Origin of the sequence: uncultured Slackia sp. (assembly GCF_944321625.1) — a bacterium.
In the GTDB taxonomy this organism is placed as follows: domain Bacteria; phylum Actinomycetota; class Coriobacteriia; order Coriobacteriales; family Eggerthellaceae; genus Slackia.
This window is the reverse complement of record NZ_CALUMA010000071.1, coordinates 1-20,024: the sequence shown is the minus strand read 5'-3', so window position 1 is coordinate 20,024 and position 20,024 is coordinate 1. Positions and strand designations below refer to the sequence as shown.

General features: G+C 59.9%; 18 protein-coding genes, 1 pseudogene and 1 riboswitch. Of the genes and pseudogenes, 7 read left to right on the top strand and 12 right to left on the bottom strand.

The annotated features are described in order from the left end of the window. Nucleotides 1-17 precede the first annotated feature (17 nt). The 3 genes from Q0J60_RS06550 to Q0J60_RS06540 all read right to left on the bottom strand — a co-directional run bounded on the left by Q0J60_RS06550 (nucleotide 18) and on the right by Q0J60_RS06540 (nucleotide 2,724). Nucleotides 18-626 carry a DAK2 domain-containing protein gene (locus Q0J60_RS06550; protein ID WP_294439729.1) on the bottom strand — a complete coding sequence of 203 codons (609 nt, stop codon included), beginning with the start codon at nucleotides 624-626 and terminating at the stop codon, nucleotides 18-20. A 65-nt stretch (nucleotides 627-691) separates the two neighbouring features. Further along, nucleotides 692-1,522, bottom strand: coding sequence for a class II fructose-bisphosphate aldolase (locus Q0J60_RS06545; protein WP_294439727.1), 831 nt, complete (start codon nucleotides 1,520-1,522; stop codon nucleotides 692-694). 281 nt (nucleotides 1,523-1,803) lie between these two features. Then, nucleotides 1,804-2,724: a ketopantoate reductase family protein gene (locus tag Q0J60_RS06540; RefSeq protein ID WP_294439726.1), complete on the bottom strand. Its 921-nt coding sequence runs from the start codon at nucleotides 2,722-2,724 to the stop codon at nucleotides 1,804-1,806. Between the two features lie 252 nt (nucleotides 2,725-2,976). Between Q0J60_RS06540 and Q0J60_RS06535 the strand changes: the two genes are divergently transcribed. The 5 genes from Q0J60_RS06535 to Q0J60_RS06515 are packed head-to-tail and all read left to right on the top strand — an operon-like array spanning nucleotide 2,977 to nucleotide 7,498. After that, the gene (locus Q0J60_RS06535; RefSeq protein ID WP_294439724.1) at nucleotides 2,977-3,396 is read left to right on the top strand and encodes an NAD-binding protein; all 420 of its coding nucleotides are present in this window, start codon (nucleotides 2,977-2,979) and stop codon (nucleotides 3,394-3,396) included. A gap of 10 nt (nucleotides 3,397-3,406) precedes the next feature. Next, a complete protein-coding gene (locus Q0J60_RS06530) occupies nucleotides 3,407-3,826 on the top strand; it encodes a TrkA family potassium uptake protein (RefSeq protein ID WP_294439723.1) in 420 nt (139 codons plus the stop codon). Continuing rightward, the gene (locus Q0J60_RS06525; RefSeq protein WP_294439720.1) at nucleotides 3,819-5,309 is read left to right on the top strand and encodes a TrkH family potassium uptake protein; all 1,491 of its coding nucleotides are present in this window, start codon (nucleotides 3,819-3,821) and stop codon (nucleotides 5,307-5,309) included. Before Q0J60_RS06530 ends, Q0J60_RS06525 begins: the two co-directional genes overlap by 8 nt. After that, nucleotides 5,293-6,822 (top strand): ATP-binding protein, encoded by a 1,530-nt coding sequence (locus tag Q0J60_RS06520; protein WP_294439718.1) that lies wholly within the window; start codon nucleotides 5,293-5,295, stop codon nucleotides 6,820-6,822. The genes Q0J60_RS06525 and Q0J60_RS06520 overlap by 17 nt, the downstream gene beginning before the upstream one ends. Beyond that, nucleotides 6,815-7,498: a response regulator gene (locus Q0J60_RS06515; protein ID WP_294439717.1), complete on the top strand. Its 684-nt coding sequence runs from the start codon at nucleotides 6,815-6,817 to the stop codon at nucleotides 7,496-7,498. The genes Q0J60_RS06520 and Q0J60_RS06515 overlap by 8 nt, the downstream gene beginning before the upstream one ends. A 111-nt stretch (nucleotides 7,499-7,609) precedes the next feature. Here the strand turns inward: Q0J60_RS06515 and Q0J60_RS06510 are convergent, their stop codons facing one another. The 8 genes from Q0J60_RS06510 to Q0J60_RS06475 all read right to left on the bottom strand — a co-directional run bounded on the left by Q0J60_RS06510 (nucleotide 7,610) and on the right by Q0J60_RS06475 (nucleotide 17,640). Then, nucleotides 7,610-7,918: a TIGR04076 family protein gene (locus Q0J60_RS06510; protein WP_294439757.1), complete on the bottom strand. Its 309-nt coding sequence runs from the start codon at nucleotides 7,916-7,918 to the stop codon at nucleotides 7,610-7,612. 184 nt (nucleotides 7,919-8,102) lie between these two features. Further along, nucleotides 8,103-8,753, bottom strand: a complete 651-nt coding sequence (locus Q0J60_RS06505; RefSeq protein WP_294439715.1) for a hypothetical protein — start codon at nucleotides 8,751-8,753, stop codon at nucleotides 8,103-8,105. Nucleotides 8,754-8,885: 132 nt separating this feature from the next. After that, a complete protein-coding gene (locus Q0J60_RS06500; RefSeq protein ID WP_294439712.1) occupies nucleotides 8,886-10,715 on the bottom strand; it encodes an ABC-ATPase domain-containing protein in 1,830 nt (609 codons plus the stop codon). A gap of 135 nt (nucleotides 10,716-10,850) precedes the next feature. Then, entirely contained in the window at nucleotides 10,851-11,954 is a 1,104-nt protein-coding gene (locus Q0J60_RS06495) for a DUF6591 domain-containing protein (protein WP_294439710.1), read from the bottom strand. Between the two features lie 30 nt (nucleotides 11,955-11,984). After that, a complete protein-coding gene (locus Q0J60_RS06490; RefSeq protein WP_294439708.1) occupies nucleotides 11,985-12,605 on the bottom strand; it encodes a hypothetical protein in 621 nt (206 codons plus the stop codon). A gap of 698 nt (nucleotides 12,606-13,303) precedes the next feature. Next, nucleotides 13,304-15,211: a serine/threonine-protein kinase gene (locus Q0J60_RS06485; RefSeq protein WP_294439706.1), complete on the bottom strand. Its 1,908-nt coding sequence runs from the start codon at nucleotides 15,209-15,211 to the stop codon at nucleotides 13,304-13,306. Nucleotides 15,212-15,369: 158 nt separating this feature from the next. Continuing rightward, entirely contained in the window at nucleotides 15,370-15,810 is a 441-nt protein-coding gene (locus Q0J60_RS06480) for an XRE family transcriptional regulator (RefSeq protein ID WP_294439704.1), read from the bottom strand. Nucleotides 15,811-15,897: 87 nt separating this feature from the next. Continuing rightward, nucleotides 15,898-17,640: an FAD-dependent oxidoreductase gene (locus Q0J60_RS06475; protein ID WP_294439703.1), complete on the bottom strand. Its 1,743-nt coding sequence runs from the start codon at nucleotides 17,638-17,640 to the stop codon at nucleotides 15,898-15,900. A 394-nt stretch (nucleotides 17,641-18,034) separates the two neighbouring features. Here Q0J60_RS06475 and Q0J60_RS06470 point away from each other — a divergent pair, with 394 nt between their 5' ends. Together Q0J60_RS06470 and Q0J60_RS06465 are read left to right on the top strand one after the other, a co-directional pair. Next, complete coding sequence (locus Q0J60_RS06470; protein ID WP_294439701.1) at nucleotides 18,035-18,901, top strand: MerR family transcriptional regulator; 867 nt, start codon at nucleotides 18,035-18,037, stop codon at nucleotides 18,899-18,901. Nucleotides 18,902-18,974: 73 nt separating this feature from the next. Then, nucleotides 18,975-19,037, top strand: a riboswitch (guanidine-III (ykkC-III) riboswitch). Nucleotides 19,038-19,145: 108 nt separating this feature from the next. Further along, entirely contained in the window at nucleotides 19,146-19,469 is a 324-nt protein-coding gene (locus tag Q0J60_RS06465; RefSeq protein ID WP_123209428.1) for a multidrug efflux SMR transporter, read from the top strand. Between the two features lie 196 nt (nucleotides 19,470-19,665). On the opposite strand, the pseudogene Q0J60_RS06460 reads toward Q0J60_RS06465, so the two are convergent. After that, nucleotides 19,666-20,024, bottom strand: a pseudogene (locus Q0J60_RS06460) (N-acetylmannosamine-6-phosphate 2-epimerase); the annotation flags it as partial.

Sequence of the window (20,024 nt, the reverse complement as noted above, 5' to 3'; positions counted from 1 at the left end):
GCACGAAGCATCGGCCGCTATGCCTTCGCGAGACCCCGGAAGAACCGAGCCATGGACACGGCACCTGCGTCAGGCGTGCCGATGGTCTTGCCTCCGTAGCTTTTCGCACGGCCGAACTTCGAGGGGAAGTTCTTCGAATTCTCGGCGCCCTCCTCGGCGGCGACTGCGGCGGCTTCGAACAGCGCCGCCTCATCGCCCTCGCACGCCGCTATGGCCTCGCATGCGGGAATGAAGGCGTCCATCATGGTCTTGTCGCCCACCGCTGCGCCACTCATATCGGACAGTTCCTCGAGCGCGTTGGCGAACATGGCCTTGAGCTGCGCCGCATCAGCCGCATCTGCCTCGGGCGCTTCCTCTTGCAGGCCGTCGAGCCACGTGTTCCATAGAGGCACGGCGCTTCCGCCGTTGAGCACCATGACCGCCATGGCAACATCGTCGAGCATCTCCTGGATGCCACCGTCCGCCTCGTCCACGGCGCCCTCGATGGCATTGGCGATCTTGACCATGGTCAACCCGTGGTCGGCATCTCCGAAATGCGAGTCGATTTCAGTGAGCTCGCCCTCCGCGGCGCGCACCTCGGCGCATGCGTTCTTCAAACGCGCGACCAATTCGTCTTTCGTAATCACAGCAAACGCCTCCTTTACAAGAGAAAAGCCGACCGGCCCCGCAGGCCCGCTCGGCTTTCGGCACTCTATTTCACACAGCGCAGAACGCGGTAGTAATGGCGCAGCACTGCCTTCATGGCCTCGTCTCCCGTGTTGAGCAGCTTGACCCAGTTGTCCGGATGCTGCTCATACACGGCGTCGCGCGCCGCCACGATGAAATCGGTATAAAGATTGACTTTGGCGACGCCGCCCTGCGCACAACGCGCCAGATTCTCATCCCCCGAGCCGGAACCGCCATGCAGTACCAGCGGAATGTTCAGTGCCGCCTTGAGCTCGGCCAAGCGCTCGAAATTGATATGCGGCTCGCCCTTGTACGCGCCGTGCTTGGTGCCGATAGACACGGCAAGCGAATCCACGCCCGTGACCTCTACCAGCTCTTTCGCCGCAGCCACCTCGGTGTACACGTTCTCGGAAAGCGCATGCGGGTTGCCTTCTTCCTCGGTGCCCACGTGGCCTATATCGGCCTCCACGGTCACGTTATGGGCGTGCGCCAGATCGACCACGGCCTTGGTGCGGCGAATGTTTTCAGAAAGGTCCTCGCTGGAGGCGTCAATCATGACGGAGGTGAATCCGCGCGCGATGGATTCTTCGATGACGTCCATGTGCACGCCGTGATCGAGGTGGAGGGCGATGGGGGCGTCGATGCGCTCGGCGTAGAACTTGCCCAGAAGCGCCGCCTCCTCGATGCCCATCTGCTCCAGATGTACCTCAGCGAAACTCAGGATGAGCGGCGCATGGAACTCGCCCGCCACCTGGGCATATGCCCGTACCGAATTCGAATCAACGTAGTCGGGCGAAGGAATGGCATACCCTTCGGCAAACGCCTTATCGAGCATATCCTTCGTAGTCACGAGCATGGGCGGCCCCCGTTCCCTCGCGCGGCGCCGAAGCGATGCGTCCGTCACCGCATGCGCCTTGCGGCGCCTGGAATACTTCGATACGCACCATTATAGCCCGCACGCTGCAAAAGGGCACCGCTTCGTCGGCCACGCGTTTCCCGGGCGTCAAGGACGGAGTTCGCATAGGTGGCGATATTGCGCGATCCGCCATCGGCCACGCGCTGCCCGAGCGTCAACGACGGACGGACAGCAAGATGAGACGCGGAAAGCCGAGGGGTGCCCGCTGTAGGCCCATCGCACTATCGCGCGTAGCCCGCCTCGATCTCGCGGATGCGCTCGTAGAGCCAGCGGTTCTGCGGCACGAGGATGCCGTGTTTGTCGGCCAGGCGAATGATGGTTCCGGAGAATTCCTCCACTTCGGTGGGCTTTCCATTGATGCGATCCTGCGCCATGGAGGGCATGCCGTCGGGGTCGAGCGACGCGATGAGCGCAGCCATCTGCGACAGGTCGTCCTCGGCCACGCCGACGCCTTCCGCCTGCGCAACCGCGAGCGCTTCGCGCATGGCGGCGACGAAGCAGCGGTTCTGCTCGCTTCCCGCTTCGCTCGCAGAACCATACGTGCCGTCATACGCCATACACGTCTGGTTGATACCCACGTTGAGCATGAGTTTTGTCCATAGACGGTGGCGGATATCGGGCTCCACCGTGTGCGCGATGCCGGCGCGCGCGCAGAAATCGGCGATATCCTCCACCACGCCGGGCGCCGTGCCATCGGCTGCACCGAAACGAATCTCGCCGGGATGCGTGTAAGTCATATCGGCGCCGATGAACACGGCGTCCATTCCTTGGGCGACGGAGAGCACTGTGCGCTCCCACCCGAATCGAGCCGCCACGCGCTCCTCGCTTGTAACGCCATTGAGCAGCGAGACGATGCGCGTTTGCGGCCCCACCAGATGCTCCATCGTGTCGATAGCATCATCGAGACCCGGTGCCTTCACTGTAAGAATCACCAGGTCAACAGGCTGCGCTTCACTCGCAGGAACGGTCGCGATACCGCACGGAGCGCCGTTTATCGTCACGACCTCGCCCGCATGCCGCGCATAGCGCCCGTCGTCCATCACGAACTCAACCGCGTCAGGCCCGATATTTCGCGCAATCAAGCTGCCGTACAAAAGCCCCACGGCACCCCTGCCGATAATCGCCGCTTTAGAAATCGTCATTGCATGCCCTTTCCGTTGGGATCATTTTTTGCGAGTGTATCGCGTCGCGCGCGAAACCGAGGGCGAAATTCGCCGACAGGACGTGCCCTATCGCCGAAACAGAAACGCATCGCCACGGCAATAAGCGGGCTCATGCCTCGATGAAGCCGTCGAGCGGGCCCGGCATTGGACGCTCCAAAATCTTAAGACCGTTTTAATACGGCTTTTCCTATACTGAAGACATTTGGCAGGCAACACACGCAAGGGGATTCCATGGGCATCATAAGCATCAAGACCGCCATCGTCATAGGATGCGGAGCTCTCGGACTTTCGGCGGCGAACATGCTTTCCGATGCCAAGTTTGAGGTGACGGCAATCGACAAAGACCCCTCCGCTTTCGCGGGTCTCGACATAGGATTCGGCGGGCAAACCGTGATAGCTGACGGCTCGGACATCGCGGCGCTTGAAGCGCACGGCCTGGCCGACGCCTCGCTGGTGTTCGCGTCAACCGACGCCGATTCGACCAACTACCTCATAGCGCGCATAGCAAGTGACATCTTCGGCGTTGGGCGCGTGTTCGCCCGCATCGAAGACGAGGATCTTGCCTCCATGCTGGAAGAAGGCACCGCCCAAGCCATCTGCCCACACAAGCTGTGCGTCAATGAATTGCGACAACTCGCCGGCATTCGCTAGGAGACACCCCATGCGTATCCTCATCGCGGGCGGACGATCCCGCACCGACTATTTAATCGAATCGCTCATGAAAAGCGGCAACAGCGTGGTTGCCGTCAACGGGAATCGCCCATGGTGCGAATACCTCTCCTCGCGCCATGACGCAGCCGTGGTATACGGCGACGCCACAAAACGATACGTACTTGACGATGCCGACATCGAAGGGTTCGACCTGGTCATAGCCATGTGCGACAACGATGCCGACAACCTGGTGGTGTGCGACATGGCACGACGGTATTTCGGAATCGATCACGCGGTATGTACCGTGTACAATCCCCGCAACGTCGCCGTATTCAAAAAATTGGGCATATCCTCGGCCATAAGCGCTACGTACATGGTGTCGCGCCTGATCGAGCAGGCCTCGATGGAGGCAATGGGCGGCCATGACTAGCGCGCACCGAAACAGCGCCCATACCGTTGCGCGGTACACGGGCACGGCGCTCATGCTCATCGGCGCGACGATGTTCGTCCCGCTCGTCGTGCTCCTCTTTCGTCCGCAGGAAGCACCCCTTGCGCCCTGCATCATCTTCCCCGCCGTGACAACGATGCTTGCAGGCTACCTAATTTGTTTTTTCCTCGCGAAAGACGGGCGGGCGCTCACGCTCTCCCGAGCTGAAGCAGCCGGTACCACGCTCCTCATCTGGGTCCTCGCCATAATCGCCTACGCCGTGCCCCTGGTGTGCTCGGGTACGCTCGACGCATCCCAGGCGATATTCGAATCCACGAGCGGACTCACCACCACGGGTCTTTCGGTGGTGGATGTTGCCTCATGCCCAATGATGCTCCTCTTGCACCGCTCCATGATGCACTACGTGGGCGGTGTAGGGCTCATCCTTATGCTCGCCTGCATCGTGAGCGATTCCCACGGCTTGAAGCTCTACAGTGCAGAAGGGCACACCGAGCGCCTCTTGGCGCGCACTTCAAGCTCGGCGCGCATGGTGCTCGTGCTTTACACCGCCATCATCGCCGTGGGCACAGTGGCGTATATTGTGGCGGGCATGCCGGCATTCGACGCGGTAAACATCTCCATTTCAGCGGTATCGACCGGCGGCTTCGCCGTTCGCCCCGACAGCATGGCATCCTACGACAGTCCCGCCATCGAGGCCATCACGGTGGCGCTCATGGTCGCGGGCGCCACGAATTTTCTCCTGAACTTCATGCTCTTACGAGGAAAGTTCCGCACCTTCCTCCGACACGCGGAAACGCCGATGTTTCTTGCGATCGCAGCAGGGACCTCCGTCATGATTGCGGGATTGCTCTATGCCTCGGGGCAGGCCGGTTCCCTTTTGGATGCGGCGCGAGCGGGCGTGTTCCAAGCGGTCTCAGTCATGACGTCGACAGGACTCCAGACCGTGCCGAGCTTCGGAGCACTCGCGCCCGGCATTCTGTATATCCTCATGCTGCTGATGGTGATCGGAGGCGAGGCGGGATCAACCTCGGGCGGCATCAAGGTGTATAGGCTCGTCGTGTGCGTAAAAAGCCTCATCTGGGCGTTACGAGACAAGTTCGGGCATCGCAGGCGCGTGTATAGCAATAAGATCAATCGCTTCGGGGCATCCATCGAATGCACCCCAGAAGAGATCGCTTCGGTTCGCACGTTCGTAGGCGTCTACCTGCTGCTCCTCATAGCGTGCGGCTTCATATTCTCCCTGTTCGGCGCCTCGTTGGGCGATGCCCTATTCGAATCGGCATCATGCCTGGGCAACACGGGAATAGGCGTGGGATTCATCCAAGCAGGATCGCCCGATGCGGTGCTCATTGTCGCATCAATCGCCATGCTATTCGGGCGCTTGGAAATATTCCCTCTCATTTTCGGACTAAAATGGATGCTGAAGAGCATCGGCGAGGAGGCGAGGCATGTCGCGCACCGTTAGGGCAAACCTCAAAAACGCGGGCATCGTAGCAGCTCTGTACGTTGTCGGCATAGCGGCATCCTATGGATTCTGGCTCCTGGGCATGGAGTCCGAGGCGAGCTTCCTGCTTTTTGTGCTGGGCATTCTCATCGCCGTCATAGAAACCGATTCCGGGCCGTGGGGCATCGCCTTGGGCGTTCTCTACCTTCTGACCTACGATCTGCTCTTCGCCGCGCCGCACTTCTCGCTGCTCGTATTCGGCAAAACCGATGTCATCACGCTGTTCATATTCGCGGTAGTCGCGCTCGTATGCGCCGCGCTCACTAACCGACTCAAAAGCCAGATCGGAATCGCAGAGCGAAACGCCACGGCGCTCCGGCGACTGAACAAGATAAGCGCCGGACTCATCGACAGCACGTCCGCGCAGGCCGCATGCGATTCCACGAGCAAAGCACTGACCTCGATCTTGGGCATGCCCGTGTCAATCACGCTTGGCAGACCGCACGCTGACAACCCGGACGCCTCCCACGCCGAAGTCGAAGCTTCGTTGGAATGCTTCGACCAAGGCTACCAGACCGGTGCCGGCATAGCTGGCTACCCTAATTGCAAAATGCGCTACCTGCCCCTTGCGGCCAAGACCAAAACGTATGGCATCGTGGCGGTGGAGTGCGGCGAGCGCAGCATCGACCGCGATGCCAAAACGTTCCTCGACTCCGTAATAGCCCAAACCGTCGTCGCCGTGGAACGCAACAACCTGGAAGAACGCGCCCGCGCCGACGATCTTAAAATCGAGCGCGAACGATTCAAGACCACGCTCCTGCGAAGCGTATCCCACGATCTGCGCACGCCCCTCGCCGGCATTCAGGGCAATGCGGAGCTTTTGGCGAAAAACCGAAGCCACATAGAGCCAAGCGAATGCGACGAGCTCCTGAACTCCATCTCTGAGGATGCTCGCTGGCTCTCCGACATGATAGACAACCTGCTGAGCATGACGCGCGTGCAAGACGAAGATGTGCCGCTGAATTTTCAGCCCGAGGTAGTTGACGACGTTATCGGGGATGCCGTTGCCCACTTGGCTTCGCGCCGCGGCGAACACGAGATTTCAATGGATCTGCCCGATGACGTACTGGTGGTTCCCATGGACGGAAAGCTCATTCGACAGGTGCTCATCAACCTCATTGACAACGCCATCAAGCATTCCGCCCCCGATTCGCACATCCGCGTTTCAGCAAGGCAACGTGGTTCCTTCGCCGCGTTCAGAGTGACCGATGACAAAGGCGGCATAGCCCCCGAGCTTTTAGATAAAATTTTCGGACGCTTCGTGAGCGAGAATGCTGGAGACCGAGGCAAAAGCGGCATCGGCCTGGGTCTGAGCATCTGCAAAGCTATCGTAGAGGCGCACGGCGGAACTATCCGCGTGCGCAACAACCCTGAAGGCGGAGCAACCTTCGAATTCCTTCTGCCCCTGACGCAAGACGATGCCCCCGCCCCTACTGCAGAAGACGGAGAACGAGACGAGGAGCGCCATGGATGAGATCCTTATCGTCGAAGACGATTCCACCATTAGAAGAATGCTGCGCGTGGCTCTTCGCGCCGAAGGCTACCGGACATATGAAGCCGCATGCGGTGTTACAGCGCTCTCGCTTAACGATGCCAATGCGCCCGCCCTTATCCTTCTCGACCTGGGACTTCCCGACCTCGACGGCATGGAAGTGCTGGCGCAAATTCGCAAGGAGGGCGACACGCCCATCATCGTACTCACTGCACGAACCCAGGATGCCCAGAAGGTGGCGGCGCTTGACGCGGGGGCGGACGATTACGTGTCAAAGCCCTTCAGCATGGCGGAGCTTCTTGCGCGCATTCGAGTGGCGCTCAGACATCATGCCTCAAAGACTGCAGAAAACGCCGGAATCTATAGCGTGAGCAGTCTGACCGTCAACCTCGATGCACGCACCGTGACACTCGACGGCGCAACCGTACACTTGACACCTCATGAATTTGACCTCTTGAAAACCATGATGGAAAATCCCGGAAAGGCGCTCACCCATCGATTTCTCCAGAATGCCGTTTGGAAATACCCTTCGACAGACAGCTATCGCACGCTCCGCGTAACCATGGCATCGCTGAGGCGCAAGCTGGGCGACACGCCCGCAAGCCCGCGTTTCATAGCAACCGACGTGGGAATAGGCTACCGTTTTGTGGGGGAATGAGACTGGGCTGCAGCGAGGCCGGCATACGCCTTGAACCCATCCGGTCTCGCTGCAGCCCAGTCACCAACAAGCCAGCATACGTCTCGCGCCTAAGCTCCGACCGGTCCGAGCTTAGGCTCCCGTGTACGCATCCTCCGCCGAATTGGAGAAATCCTGGCGTTCGAGCCAGGCGCGTTCGTCCTCGGTCTCGGAAATATCGATGCGCTCGATGCGAAAGATAACCGGGCGCGTTCCGTCGTTGCAACACGCTATCATCATGCGATCACTATTCGTCCAACCACGCATGATAGCACCACCCCGTAAAGCACAGTAGATATAGCGGCTGATGCAATCCCACGCCTCGGCACAGGGAAATCGCCCTGAAAACTGACGTTCAGCAAAGGCGCGCGCCCGCCGCTTCTTTCGCCCGAGCGAGTAAATGGCTCAATATCAGGGTTTAGCGGAACTTCGCTAAGTAAGCAAAAATATGCGAGCCTCTGACCTGGGGTGATATCAAGCAATTCTTCGCGCTACTCGGCAACCCGCCCATAAACCCTGATATTCAGACGTTTACGCCAAACGAATAGATTCCGCGGGCTTTGTCGCAGGAATGTCGACGCACGGCTCACTTCGCCTTTTTCGCCTGCTTGCGCCTGGTGGCATGCTTGGCGCCCGCCTTGCCTGCCATTTTGCCTGCTATTTTGCCCGCCGCGACAGCACCTTTGACGACGACGCCCAAACCCTTGACGGCCATGCCCGCGCCCTTCGTTGCCACCACCGCCGCCTTGCCTGCCACCATGGGCGCGGCTTCGCGGGCGCGCGCAACCACATCGGGGCCGTTCATCGCGACTTTGTCTAATGCCTTTTCGGCTTGGTCTTTCGTCACCTCGACCATTTTCTCCGAAGCGGCGTCGAGCTTCGCTTCGACGGGGGTCGCCTCGCGCCCGGTCATGACGCGATGTCCCTTGCTCGCCATAGCAGCGCCGCCCACGATGGCGACCGCTCCTGGGCCAGGTAGCACGAGCATGGGTACGCCCGCTACCGCCAATGCTGCACCTCCCGCCATCTGGGCTGCGCCGCGCGCCCGCTGACCAGCGGAAACGGAAGCCTTGCCCTCATTGTGAGATGGCAACGCCGCATCGGGCGTTTGCGGCGCAGACGACGCCTCGCAGGCAGCAGAAGTATGGACGTCCGGGGTCACATCGAAATCGGTTTTGGAGGATGATGCGGCCGAAACTTCGGGAAATGCGGAGGAATTCGTCGGTGTGGCAGCCATGGCACAACCTCGCAATCGAAACGCTGCAGTGATAGTCGTTGAAACCACCTTATCAGAGGCGCATCGCCGGAACCGCCGCATATGCAATCCGTTGCGCAACCCTTACGCAAAAGATCCTACTCGCATTCCGCCCTATCGCACTCGCCAGCGATTGAGGCACGCATGCAGCTCCTCTTTGCGCGGAAGGGCCAGACCGCAGACCGCCTCGCCACGGCTTGAAAGTGCACGCCAGCCGTCTTTCTCGAATTTCGCGTACACCGCATCGACGATGTCGGGAAGAGCGCGCGTGCCGTCACACAACTCAAGCTCTAGCGCCATGCGCATCATCTGGGCGAGCGTCGCGACCTGCTCCGCATCTACCAGTTGTTCGACCTGGCGCACATCCACTGAGATGGTGCCCACGGAAAACTCGTCAAGGCCGTGAGCGCGCACCTTGAGCGCATTACGCTCGTTACGCGCATCCTTGCCCGAAGCGCTGCTTTTCCCGCCGCCCCTGCGACGGCGCTCCGCGTGCGGCCCCGCAGCCAAACGAATTCGCCGTCCTTCGGCGAATGTTTCCCGCGCTGCCACCCTTTCATCAGGCGATTCGTATGCCTCAACCCCGGATCCCGCTTCGCCGCTCGAGCCCTCGCCCGCATTCGCGTCCAGCGTCGGCACCCCGCGTTCGCGGCATACCTCGCGCACACGGTTCGTGATGTCGTGCGCCTCGTAGCGATCCATCTGCACCACCGCATCGGCAACGGAGAAAAACGCGCCCGAACTGCCCACCACGATCACCGAGCTCACGCCATGCTTCTCCCACAGCTCCCTCACGCGTTCCACGAACGGAGTGATGGGCTCATGTTCGGCGGCGACCACCGCTTCCATAAGCGCGTCACGCACCATGAAGTTCGTCGCGGAAGTGTCCTCGTCAATGAGCAGCACGCGCGAGCCCGCTTCGAGCGCCTCGACCGTCGACGCCGCCTGGGAGGTGCTGCCGCTCGCATCCGCCGTCGAAAAAACGTGGGTGTCGCGCCCGTCGGGCAAGTTGTCGATAAAGGGCGATATATCCACGTCATGCACCGCACGCCCATCTTCGGCGCGCAGCTTGCAGGCGGTCGCGTCGGTTATCACCAGCTCGCGCCCGTCGCCCGCAACATGGTTATGCACGCCCTCTTGCAGCGCCTTGAGCAGCGTGGATTTGCCGTGATAGCCGCCGCCCACGATAAGCGTCACCCCGCGGCGGATGCCCATGCCCGACACGCGGCCACGATGCGGCAAATCGAGTTCGACACGCATTGCGCTAGGAGAAGCGAACGGACGCGCGCCTTGGAGCGGCCGCTGCGATACGCCGCTCTCGCGCGGAAGGATGGAGCCGTTCGCCACGAATGCCACCAGGCCAAACCGGTCGAGCTCCCGACGCACGGCGCGCTGATCGTCGGCGAGGCGCACGGCGCTTCCCGCCTCTGCTTTTGCAGTGGCATCGTGCGGCAGTGCCCTCCTCACGCATTGAGGAACCAGCTCGAGCAGCATGCGCGCGGCGGCACGCGCGTCGATCGTGCGGCCGCGAGCCGGCAGCCCCGCCTCAAGCCTCAGCACCAGCGAGCCATCGGGCGCGATTTCGCAAGCGGAGCGCGCAAGCACCTCAGGACCCGGCCTGCTCGTGCCGATAAGGCCGCTCTTGCCCGAGCCGCCCGCCTTGAAGTTTACGCGGGCGCACTCCGCGGCGAAGCGGCGAACCAGCCAATCTTCAAGCGCTACGCGGCGATGCGGCGCGTCATGCATCTGCGGCTCGAATCCCGTGACACGCGCAGGAATGCGCGCGCTCATCTTCGACGGCGACGCGAAAGGATCCCCCTGTACATGGTCGATGGAGAGCACGAAATCGCCGAAATCATACGCGCCGCGCAACGACTTATACGCTGGATACCCCCTGCGATCGACCGACGCCAACGCCCTCTCCAATTCGCGATTCGTTTTCATGAGATTCCTTTGCATTGTCCAATGATTTCTGGGCTATCGTAGCGCAAATTGCCCGTCATCATATGACAACGGGCAATCTCATGACACGCAAAGGCATATCGAATCTTTTGATTCGAATGGCGCAGAACGATGTACTTACTGAATCTCAGATAGCTTCTCATTGATGCGAAGCTGGGCATCCGTATAATACGCAAGCTCTTCATTGGACAAAGAGCTGCCGTCTACCTCGCTCATTGCTTCCATGGTGTCGGAATATTGAGCCATCATATTGGCGTAATCGGCAGACATCTCCCAAGAGGAATCGCTGTCTTGATACGTGTTCATAAACTCAACGTACTCATCAAAGAATGCCTCGTATTCGTCAATCATCGACTTGAATTCAGGATCTACGCCCTCGGCCGAAGATTCAACGACTTCTCCTTCACTGGCATCTTTCGATCCACTGGAAGCATCCGCTCCTTCGGCGTCATCCGCACCTTCTTCGGATGGCTCGCTATTCGAACCGCCACCAAGGAGGACATCCACGTCAAATTCGTCGCTATACAGAAAACCGCCATTGACGTCAGACCAATCGGAATACACATCAGATTTCGACCGAGACCAATGCTTGTAGACATCGGACATACTTCTCGACCAGTATTTGTAGCAGCCGCTGCTTACGTCAGACCACTCGTCGTAATTATTCTCCCACATGGAGTCATACGCGTCGCTGAGTATGCCGTCGTAATAAGCATCGTATATCGCCTCGTACGCATCCTCATAGATTGCGTCGTAGTACATCTCGTACGCATCTTCATACACGGTGTCGTAATACGAATCCAATGCATCTTCTAACGCGCGAGAATCCTCATGGTCGATTGTGGCAGCAACCGCCTTAAAGTAAGCTCGACCATTTTCTACGGTTCTCTCGCCAAGACTTTGCGTCGCGTTTTCCGCCTCTTCGTACCAGTCAAGCAGCATCTGCTCATTCTCCACGTATCCGTCGAAGGTTTCCCCGATAGCGGATTTCACATTGTCCAGGCTCCCATTGAGCTCAGTAATAGTGGACTCGAAATCGCTTTGGATGCTATTAAGGATGTCTTCCGGATTGTTCGCTACAGGCATTTGTTCCTCAGAGCCCTGAACGCTTTCGGAACTTGCCTGTGACGTTTCTTGCGGTTCCTGGTTTTCTCCCGCCGAACATGATGCGAGCATCGCCACAATACAAACGGAGCAGACGAGAGCGACAATCTTTTTCATCAGTGCCTCCTTTTTCATCGTGTGACCGTACTAAGAGTTTTCTCGTTTTGCTTTGAATTTGGCGATGAACAGCCAGATAGCTGCCGCTATAGCAATGACAGACGCGACGATGAGCAGCATAGTGGAAAGACCTGGTTCATACGAATTACTCGGCATGACCCCTCTTTCGGCAAAGTCCCAGCTAACAATTTGGGAGACCGCCAGCGTCAACGCGGCGAACAAAGCAGTCGGAGTCGCCTTTCGAAGCAATGCAAACAGCAGAGTTAATACGGCGAATACCCCCACCGAAGCTATAAGACCGGCGATGATCATCCAACTATCGCCCCATCCGTTGCTGGCCATGGAGGCATACGCATTGGCATATTCGAAAAGGGATAGATCAACGATGTCAGAGGCGGTCATCCCCAACGACTCATCGAGCCATGCGTCCGGAACCGCCTCGAGTGATTCGCGGTACTCCTCCACCGCAGAGGCGTACGGCAAAAAGAACGATGCAACCAGAATCACTGCAGCGACAATAGCAATCGTAGCAGGCAAAACAGGACGCCTCCATAGAGGTGTCTTTTTTACAGTCTCCTCCACCTCCGCCGCATGTTCAATCGGCAAAGAGCGCGATTCCGCCTCTTCCTTTGTTTCGTTAAGGTTTTCCATGCTTCCACCTTCCATTGGGACACCATCTGATTACCCCGAATCCCGCGAAGCGCTATGGAAGGCACCGCATACGAACAATGCAATCCGACACGTAACCAATATCCCGCCCTCGCGATATCGACGACGGTACTCAGTGTGAGGAAGAGAAAGAATCGTTTCATCAGTTGCCAACTGAATTTTGGGTTCCAATTCGCTGGTTGGCCCGATTTCTGGATAGACGGAGAGCGGATTGCAAATCAAAACAGTATGAGACCGCCCCACGCACAGTAACGCTCGTGCATAGAACAGACTGCCCATGCGAATCCCGGAATGCAACCGAAACCAACCCATGGCAGAAAACTCGAGTTGCGAACCTCTTGTACATTCAGAAACGCGAAAAACGCCATTTTTATCGAGTTACGAACTGTTCGTCACTGCAAACCAGAAGAAGGAAGTCCGTTTCGGCATCTGTCAATCAGTCCGTCAGCAACCCCGCTGGTGAGATGTGAAAGTTTCCCCAGGTCATAGTATCGTCCATCGCGTCCTTTTCCCAAAGGGCAATCGAGAAGCGTATCGAATACAGCAATTGAAGCAAGATCACCTTGCACGGAATGTTCGCAAGTCGAAAAAAGTGGCGTTCTCAGCGAAATCTGATGTACATCACGAGTTTTCAAGCATCTATGCCAATTACTAAGCCGACCCGCAGAGCCGCAAATCAGCTACCACACCTGGACATGGGCCTCTATGGACGCATAGGGCGGCACATCGAGACCGAAACTGGGAATCTCGAAGGGAACGCTCTTCCCTTCGGCAGGCATGGCGGCAAAACCGTTGCAGCCGTAGACAATCCTGCCCGCATCATCGCGCAGCACGATAGAGACACACACGCTCCCCGATCCGCCGCCGGATCCCGTGTAGCCGATTGATTTCGCGGTCGCTTCGCCGGTGAATACCAAGGCACCTAGGCCATCGTCTTGCTCCCTCAGACCCGAAACGACAAACGAATTCTCCGCGCCATCGTAGGCAGACACGCTCCATTCGTCCGGATTCGCCGGAACGAACTCGACGGTCGCAGGCGTCTCGCCTCCGCCGTTGCCGGCCAGCCCGCCGTAATACAGAATCTCACCAGGAAGAATCGCATTCAGCACCTGTGTTTCGGTAAAAAGCACGGCGCCGTCTTTGTCGTGCCCGGTAATCTCGACCGCCGGAAAATCAACCTTGGCGTCGGAGCTCGTGTTGCGCAACGCGAATGCATAGCACACGTATCCGTTTGAATCCGCATGCCACCCCGACTCCACGATGTCGAGCGACGCCTCCGAAGCACCCTCGCTTCCCGCCGTAGCGCCCGAGGAGACACCGTTCGAAGAACCCGCGCCCGAACCATCGGAGCCATCCGACAAGCCAAATCCAGCATCGGCGCCGTTGGAAGAATCGGTCGCAACTATGTCGGCACGGGCATCGCCAGACGAACCATCGCCAGGCAAAAGCAATAGACCTCCCCCGCGAAGCGCGAGAGCGATACCCGCAACAGACGCCAACGCGGCCAGAACGAGGGCGACAACGAGGGCCGCGATACGCGCCCTGCCCCATGCCTTGCTCTTCTCATTGCTTTTCGCGCCGCCGGGATGCCACGCCGAATCTTCCACCGAACCCGGCTCAGGGTTCGCTGTTGAGGAAATTACCGACCGGCTCGATACCGAACCCGCATCACCATTGGCAGCCCCTGCATGCGAAGAGACATTCGGCACCGAAGCGACATCGCGACGCGCCGATGACGCATCCGCATCGACGCCACCAAACTCCCGCCGCAAAGCAGCAGAACTCGCCGTCAAACCAGAGCCCGAAGACATAGCATCACCGAGCGCCGCCGCCATATCGGCTGCGCTTTGGAACCGTGCGCTCGGCTCGAACGCGCTCGCCTTCAACGCCGCGTTACGCACTAGCAGCGGAATGGAATCATCCTGGGAAAGTGCAAGCTCGAATCCGTCGTCGCCCGGCTTGATGCCGGTGAGCATATAGCCCAGTACCCTCCCTACCGAATAGATGTCCGACCGTGCATCGGTCTCGGTAAACCCGTACTGCTCGGGCGCCGCGAACCCAGGCGTGCCGAAAGGCGCGGTATCGCGTGCGACACCCTTCCCGCCGATGCGAGAAATCCCCAGGTCAATAAGATGCGCCCCGTCCGCAGACACGATGATATTAACGGGCGAAATATCTCGATGAATCACGCCGTGCGCATGGAGCTCCCCCAGAGCATCGCAGATGTTCGACGCCAAACGGGCAGCCTGGTCGGCCGGAACCCGGCCCAGTCGCTTCACGTACTGCTCGAGCGTCTCACCCGCCACGTAATCCAAAACGACTACGAAGCGCTCAGGCATCTCGTACGTTGCCCACACCTTGGGAAGATAGCGGCTTTCGCAATCGGCAAGCGCCGCCCATACCGCGCGTCGCGCCTGCTCACGAGGAATCTTCTTGCGCACGAAAGGACCCGAGCCCTCGATAGTGACCAGCTCGGTCACGCCTGCCGCGCCTTTGCCCAGCACGCGCTCGACGCGATAGCCGTCATCCACGCTCATCGCGTGCATCAGCTGCTCATCGTTCAGAGGATATGTACCCTGATCAGGCATGCGGTTTCGAATCGCCCTTTCACTCGCGGTCCCGTGGCATGGCGGCCGCCTCCGGGAAACCTCCAGGCAATCCGTTCAACGCCCAAGCGCCTGTGCGCCAAATGGGAATTGTAATCAACCTTGAAGGATAATTCTTCAGTTGGCCACTGAATTAGCCGTCAGCGCAGACTACCGGTGCCGAACAGCGTTTTCTCGCCCAGACGCCACAGCTCGTCGTCGCACTCGCTGCGCGTCATGCCCTGGTTGATGCACCAGATGATGATGGCGTCGCGCCGCACCTTGGGCCAAAGTTCAGACGCTCCCGCAAGGCGCAGCAGACGCTGCGTTTCGCGAAGGTCGCATTTCAGGCCGAACGCCAGCATGATTGCGCGATCGCGCCCCGGAACGCTTTTGCCGGCGAAGATGTCGTACACCACCGTCACGTTGACGCCCGAGCCGCGCACCACCTCGGCACGCTTCATGCCGCGATCCGCCAGAAGCTCGAACAGGTAATCGGGCAGCGTGCGGTCGATCGTCTCGCCCTGGTCCAGATAGCTTTCAGGCTTTTCCGCCGTCAAAAGGCGCGCCAACAGGTCTTCGGTCAGAATCTCTTCTTGCATCGGCGTTCTAATCCTCGTCATCGCGAATCGTCCATCGTCGCCGCACCGCGTCCGGCGTTGCGCGGCGACGATGGCCAGTATACCCCTCTATTCCGCCGCCATGCCGCACGGGCCCACGCCTTCGGTGCGCACGCAGCGGTCGAGCGCCGTCTGCTCGTAGAACCCATAGCCCCCTGCCACATTGGCGCAGGAGAACCCATGCTGCGCCAGAATGCGGCACGCCACATAGCTGCGCAGGCCGCTTTGGCAGTGCACCCAGATCTCACAATCGCGCGGAAGAACGTCCAGCCGATCACGCAGCTCATCAAGCGGAATATGGAGCGCGCCTTCTATGTGACCTCGCGCGAACTCGCCAGCAGTTCGGCAGTCGAGCAGAATGAGAGGCGGCTCGACAGCATTGTCCTCGCCCTTCTCGCGCGGCTCTTCCGCAAACCCTGGAAGCTCCATCACATCGTCCCACGTCACCTGGCGCACACGATTCTCGAGGATGTTCTCGATGATGTAACCGGCCATGTTCACGGGATCTTTCGCAGAAGAGTACGGCGGCGCGTAGCACAAATCGAGCTCAGTCAAGTCGCTCGCAGTCATGCGCGCTCTCATGGCGGTGGCAATCACGTCGATGCGCTTCTCAACGCCCTCGCGGCCCACGGCTTGGGCACCCAGAATGCGCCCGCTCGGCCGCTCGAACACCACTTTGAGCGTCATGGACGAAGATCCGGGGTAGTACGTCGCATGGCTGGCAGGCGCAAGCAGCACGTAGTCGAAGTCAAGTCCGGCCGCTTCCGCCGCCTTGCACGTGAGACCCGTCGATGCGACGGTCCTATCGAAGAGCTTCATGACCGAAGAGCCCTGCGACCCCTTGAATACACGGGGAATGCCGCAGATGTTGTCCGCCGCGCTGCGTCCTTGCTTGTTGGCCGGACAGGCAAGCGCGATACGCGCCGCATCGCCCGTAGCGAAGTTCTTCACCTGCACTGCATCACCCACCGCATAGGTATCCGGATCGCTCGTGCGCATATGCTCGTCAACCTTGATGGCTCCGCGCAAACCCAGGTCAAGCCCCGCATCACGTGCAAGGTCGCTCTCAGGCGTCACACCAACCGAAAGCAACACCATGTCGGAATTGACCGGAGCAGCGTCTTTGAGCAGCGTACGCATCATGCCACCTTCACGCTCCTCGAATCCGGTCACGCCCGCACCCAGCATAAGCGTCACGCCATGCTCGCGCAGCGCATTATGTACCAGCGCCGCCATATCGCCATCCAACGTGGGCATCGCGTGCCCGCCGCGCTGCAACACCGTCACTTTGATGCCGCGCTCGGTCAGGTTCTCCGCCATCTCGAGGCCGATGAATCCTGCGCCCACCACGGTTGCCGTTCGCGGATTCTCGCGCTCGATGAAATCGGCGATGGCAAATGTATCTTCCACGGTGCGAAGCGTGAACAGCCGATTCGAGTCCAGGCCAGGCAAATCGGGCACCGTCGCCTTGGCGCCGGGCGAAAGAATCAGCTTGTCGTACGGTTCCGCATACTCCGACCCGTCCTCCAGCCTACGAATCGTAACCGTTTTCGCCGCGCGATCGATTGCCACGGCCTCCTGCCGCACGCGCACATCCACATTGAAGCGGCTCCGAAAACTCTCGGGCGTCTGTAGAGTAAGTTTAGCGCGGTCTTTGATCGTAGCGCCCACGTAGTACGGCAGACCGCAATTCGCGTAGCTCACGTATCCCGTGCGCTCGACCACCACGATTTCAGCCGTCTCGTCCAGACGACGCAGTCGAGCCGCCGCCGTAGCGCCTCCGGCAACACCGCCGATAATGAGGACCTTCATATGCACCTACCTCTCTAACGACCGGTTCACGCAGCTCGCCTCAACCGCACCTCCCCGCACGGCCCGCCAGCATCACGCCAACCGCCCGACGTCGCAGAACACCTCGCATCGTTGCGCCTATTATCCTCTATTTTCGTCTGTGAATATTTGTTGCCATAACAGTAACATTTATCTTTTTCCCTTTCTTTCCTACCTGATATCGACCATTCTGCACCCGAACACAGACAGGCGCCCTTCACTGTATTGACAGCGACGCAGCGTCGTCACGTAGGGTGGCACGACGTGCCGTGCGACTCGCCTACGACGACCGAAGCGGAACGCCGATTTGGTAGGAGGAGCGCACGCCGCAAGGCCGCAGAGCATGCGGCGACATCGCTAGGAAAGGAAGCATGCGATGGAATCTACACAATACTGGACCGTCGGAGAATTCGCACGACGCTCGGGCGTAACCGTGCGCACCGTCCAATACTACGACCAAAAGCACCTGCTGGCCCCTTCGGCGAAGGGGCCTCAGAACAGGCGTCTCTATTCCAAGGAGAACGAACTCGAACTGCAGCGCATCCTTGTGCTCAAGTTCCTAGGAAGCACGCTGGCAGACATCCGGTCCATCCTCGAGGCAGAGACCGGCACCGTGGACGTCAACGGCCTCGAAGGCCTCATCGACAAGCAGGCCCTTCTGCTCGGGCGCGAGCTCACGCGCCTCATGCACAGGGCGGTTGCCTTACGCGAGCTCAAGGAGCAAATCGTGCAAGGCGAAGAGGTCGATTGGGGCAAGATTGCCGATGCGATCGACAACGAAGGCGTTGACGATTTCGTGCTGCGCATGGAGGAGAAGAGCGAGTCCGCGGGTCACGGCAAGAGGCCGAGCCCTCGTAACGCCCGCCAGCACTCCGCAGGAAAGGCCTCCCTGCGCTACGACGGATTGGACGAAGATAGCGGTGCCGAGGAACCCGAACATTCCCGCCCCGCGCTCACTCCGTGGCATGAAATAGCGGCGGAGACAATCGGACTTCTGGCATCGGGCGTGACGTGCGACGATCCGTGGGCATTGGAGGTCATCGGCCGCTATCGCGCGCTCTGCGCCGAAGAGGGCGAGAAGCATCTCCTGAGCGAATTCATCCCGTTCGGCCGCATGCGGGACAGGGTGGGCAACGGCGCGCTCATGGAGCGGCTGCGCGAGTCGGTGGACGAATACGTCGCATGCGTCGAGAAGCATCTGCCGGCCGCCCCTGACGACGAAGCCGGCGAAGAGCCCCTCTAACGCCCTTGAGGTCCATCAGCGGGGTGGCGGCCCGCATCGCCTTGCGCGTCGCCACCCCGCTTGATACACTCATCCCGATTCGCAGTGCGAATCCCTGACGAGGGCAGCCGTACCAGGTTGGAAAAGACGGCGCATATCGCGTTCGGCACGCCTCGCCCCTTCGCTGCTTGGCGCAGCAAACGACGCGGCCCGACGCACCATCTGCACGCCGCGCGAGGACGCGCACCGTCGAGAAGGGATTCGTATGAATTGGATCGTTCTTGTTCTTTCGGGATGCATGGAAGCCGTCTGGGCAATCGCCCTCGGCAAATCGGACGGATTCACAAAACTCGTCCCCACCGTGGTATTTATTCTTGGAATGATCGCCAGCATGGCCGGCCTTGCCTATGCCGTGAAATCGCTTCCCACCGGCACCGCGTATGCGGTCTGGGTGGGCATCGGCGCATCGATCACCGTCATCTACGGCATGCTCACGGGTTCAGAACCCATATCGACAGCAAAGGTGCTGCTCATCATTGGCCTTATCGGCTGCATCATCGGCCTCAAGCTCGTAAGCGAGACCCACTAAAAACTTGCAGGAAGCCGCACAAACAGCGAACGGCCGCCCGATGCCCCCAAATAGCCCCGCCGCGATCCCGAGCGCGCTTCGCACGCGACGAGAGGAGCAGGGGGCTAGATGGGGCATCGGGCGGCCGCGTAACGGCGCAAGCGCCTTCGTAGCGCCTCATCAAGCCGTTCCGCTGTTCGGCAGAACAGCGGAACTACTACTTCAGCGCGTCGCAGAACCAGCCCGTGACGGACGTGGGATGCGTGATAGCGGTACCCACCACCACGGCGAACGCGCCGGCGTCCATGGCCTCGCGCGCCTGCTGCGGCGTATGGATGCGGCCTTCGCAGAACACGGGAATGTCGCCCGCCTCGGCCACCGCCTCACGCACGAACTCCAGATCGGGGCCGTCGGTCTTGGGACGGTCGTCAGTGTAGCCGGCAAGCGTGGTGGAGATGATATCCACCTTGGCCGCCACAGCGCGGCGCACGTCGTCCATACAGGCGCAGTCAGCCATGATCAGCGTCTCGCCGCGCAGCGCCTCCACCGTCTCCTCGAACGTGCGGCCGTCAGGAC

What these genes read in the sequence shown, in the direction of transcription:
- Q0J60_RS06545 (WP_294439727.1), bottom strand. Translation starts at nt 1,522, where the DNA reads ATGCTCGTGACTACGAAGGATATGCTCGATAAGGCGTTTGCCGAAGGG.
- Q0J60_RS06540 (WP_294439726.1), bottom strand. Translation starts at nt 2,724, where the DNA reads ATGACGATTTCTAAAGCGGCGATTATCGGCAGGGGTGCCGTGGGGCTT.
- Q0J60_RS06535 (WP_294439724.1), top strand. Translation starts at nt 2,977, where the DNA reads ATGGGCATCATAAGCATCAAGACCGCCATCGTCATAGGATGCGGAGCT.
- Q0J60_RS06530 (WP_294439723.1), top strand. Translation starts at nt 3,407, where the DNA reads ATGCGTATCCTCATCGCGGGCGGACGATCCCGCACCGACTATTTAATC.
- Q0J60_RS06525 (WP_294439720.1), top strand. Translation starts at nt 3,819, where the DNA reads ATGACTAGCGCGCACCGAAACAGCGCCCATACCGTTGCGCGGTACACG.
- Q0J60_RS06520 (WP_294439718.1), top strand. Translation starts at nt 5,293, where the DNA reads ATGTCGCGCACCGTTAGGGCAAACCTCAAAAACGCGGGCATCGTAGCA.
- Q0J60_RS06515 (WP_294439717.1), top strand. Translation starts at nt 6,815, where the DNA reads ATGGATGAGATCCTTATCGTCGAAGACGATTCCACCATTAGAAGAATG.
- Q0J60_RS06505 (WP_294439715.1), bottom strand. Translation starts at nt 8,753, where the DNA reads ATGGCTGCCACACCGACGAATTCCTCCGCATTTCCCGAAGTTTCGGCC.
- Q0J60_RS06500 (WP_294439712.1), bottom strand. Translation starts at nt 10,715, where the DNA reads ATGAAAACGAATCGCGAATTGGAGAGGGCGTTGGCGTCGGTCGATCGC.
- Q0J60_RS06495 (WP_294439710.1), bottom strand. Translation starts at nt 11,954, where the DNA reads ATGAAAAAGATTGTCGCTCTCGTCTGCTCCGTTTGTATTGTGGCGATG.
- Q0J60_RS06490 (WP_294439708.1), bottom strand. Translation starts at nt 12,605, where the DNA reads ATGGAAAACCTTAACGAAACAAAGGAAGAGGCGGAATCGCGCTCTTTG.
- Q0J60_RS06485 (WP_294439706.1), bottom strand. Translation starts at nt 15,211, where the DNA reads ATGCCTGATCAGGGTACATATCCTCTGAACGATGAGCAGCTGATGCAC.
- Q0J60_RS06480 (WP_294439704.1), bottom strand. Translation starts at nt 15,810, where the DNA reads ATGCAAGAAGAGATTCTGACCGAAGACCTGTTGGCGCGCCTTTTGACG.
- Q0J60_RS06475 (WP_294439703.1), bottom strand. Translation starts at nt 17,640, where the DNA reads ATGAAGGTCCTCATTATCGGCGGTGTTGCCGGAGGCGCTACGGCGGCG.
- Q0J60_RS06470 (WP_294439701.1), top strand. Translation starts at nt 18,035, where the DNA reads ATGGAATCTACACAATACTGGACCGTCGGAGAATTCGCACGACGCTCG.
- Q0J60_RS06465 (WP_123209428.1), top strand. Translation starts at nt 19,146, where the DNA reads ATGAATTGGATCGTTCTTGTTCTTTCGGGATGCATGGAAGCCGTCTGG.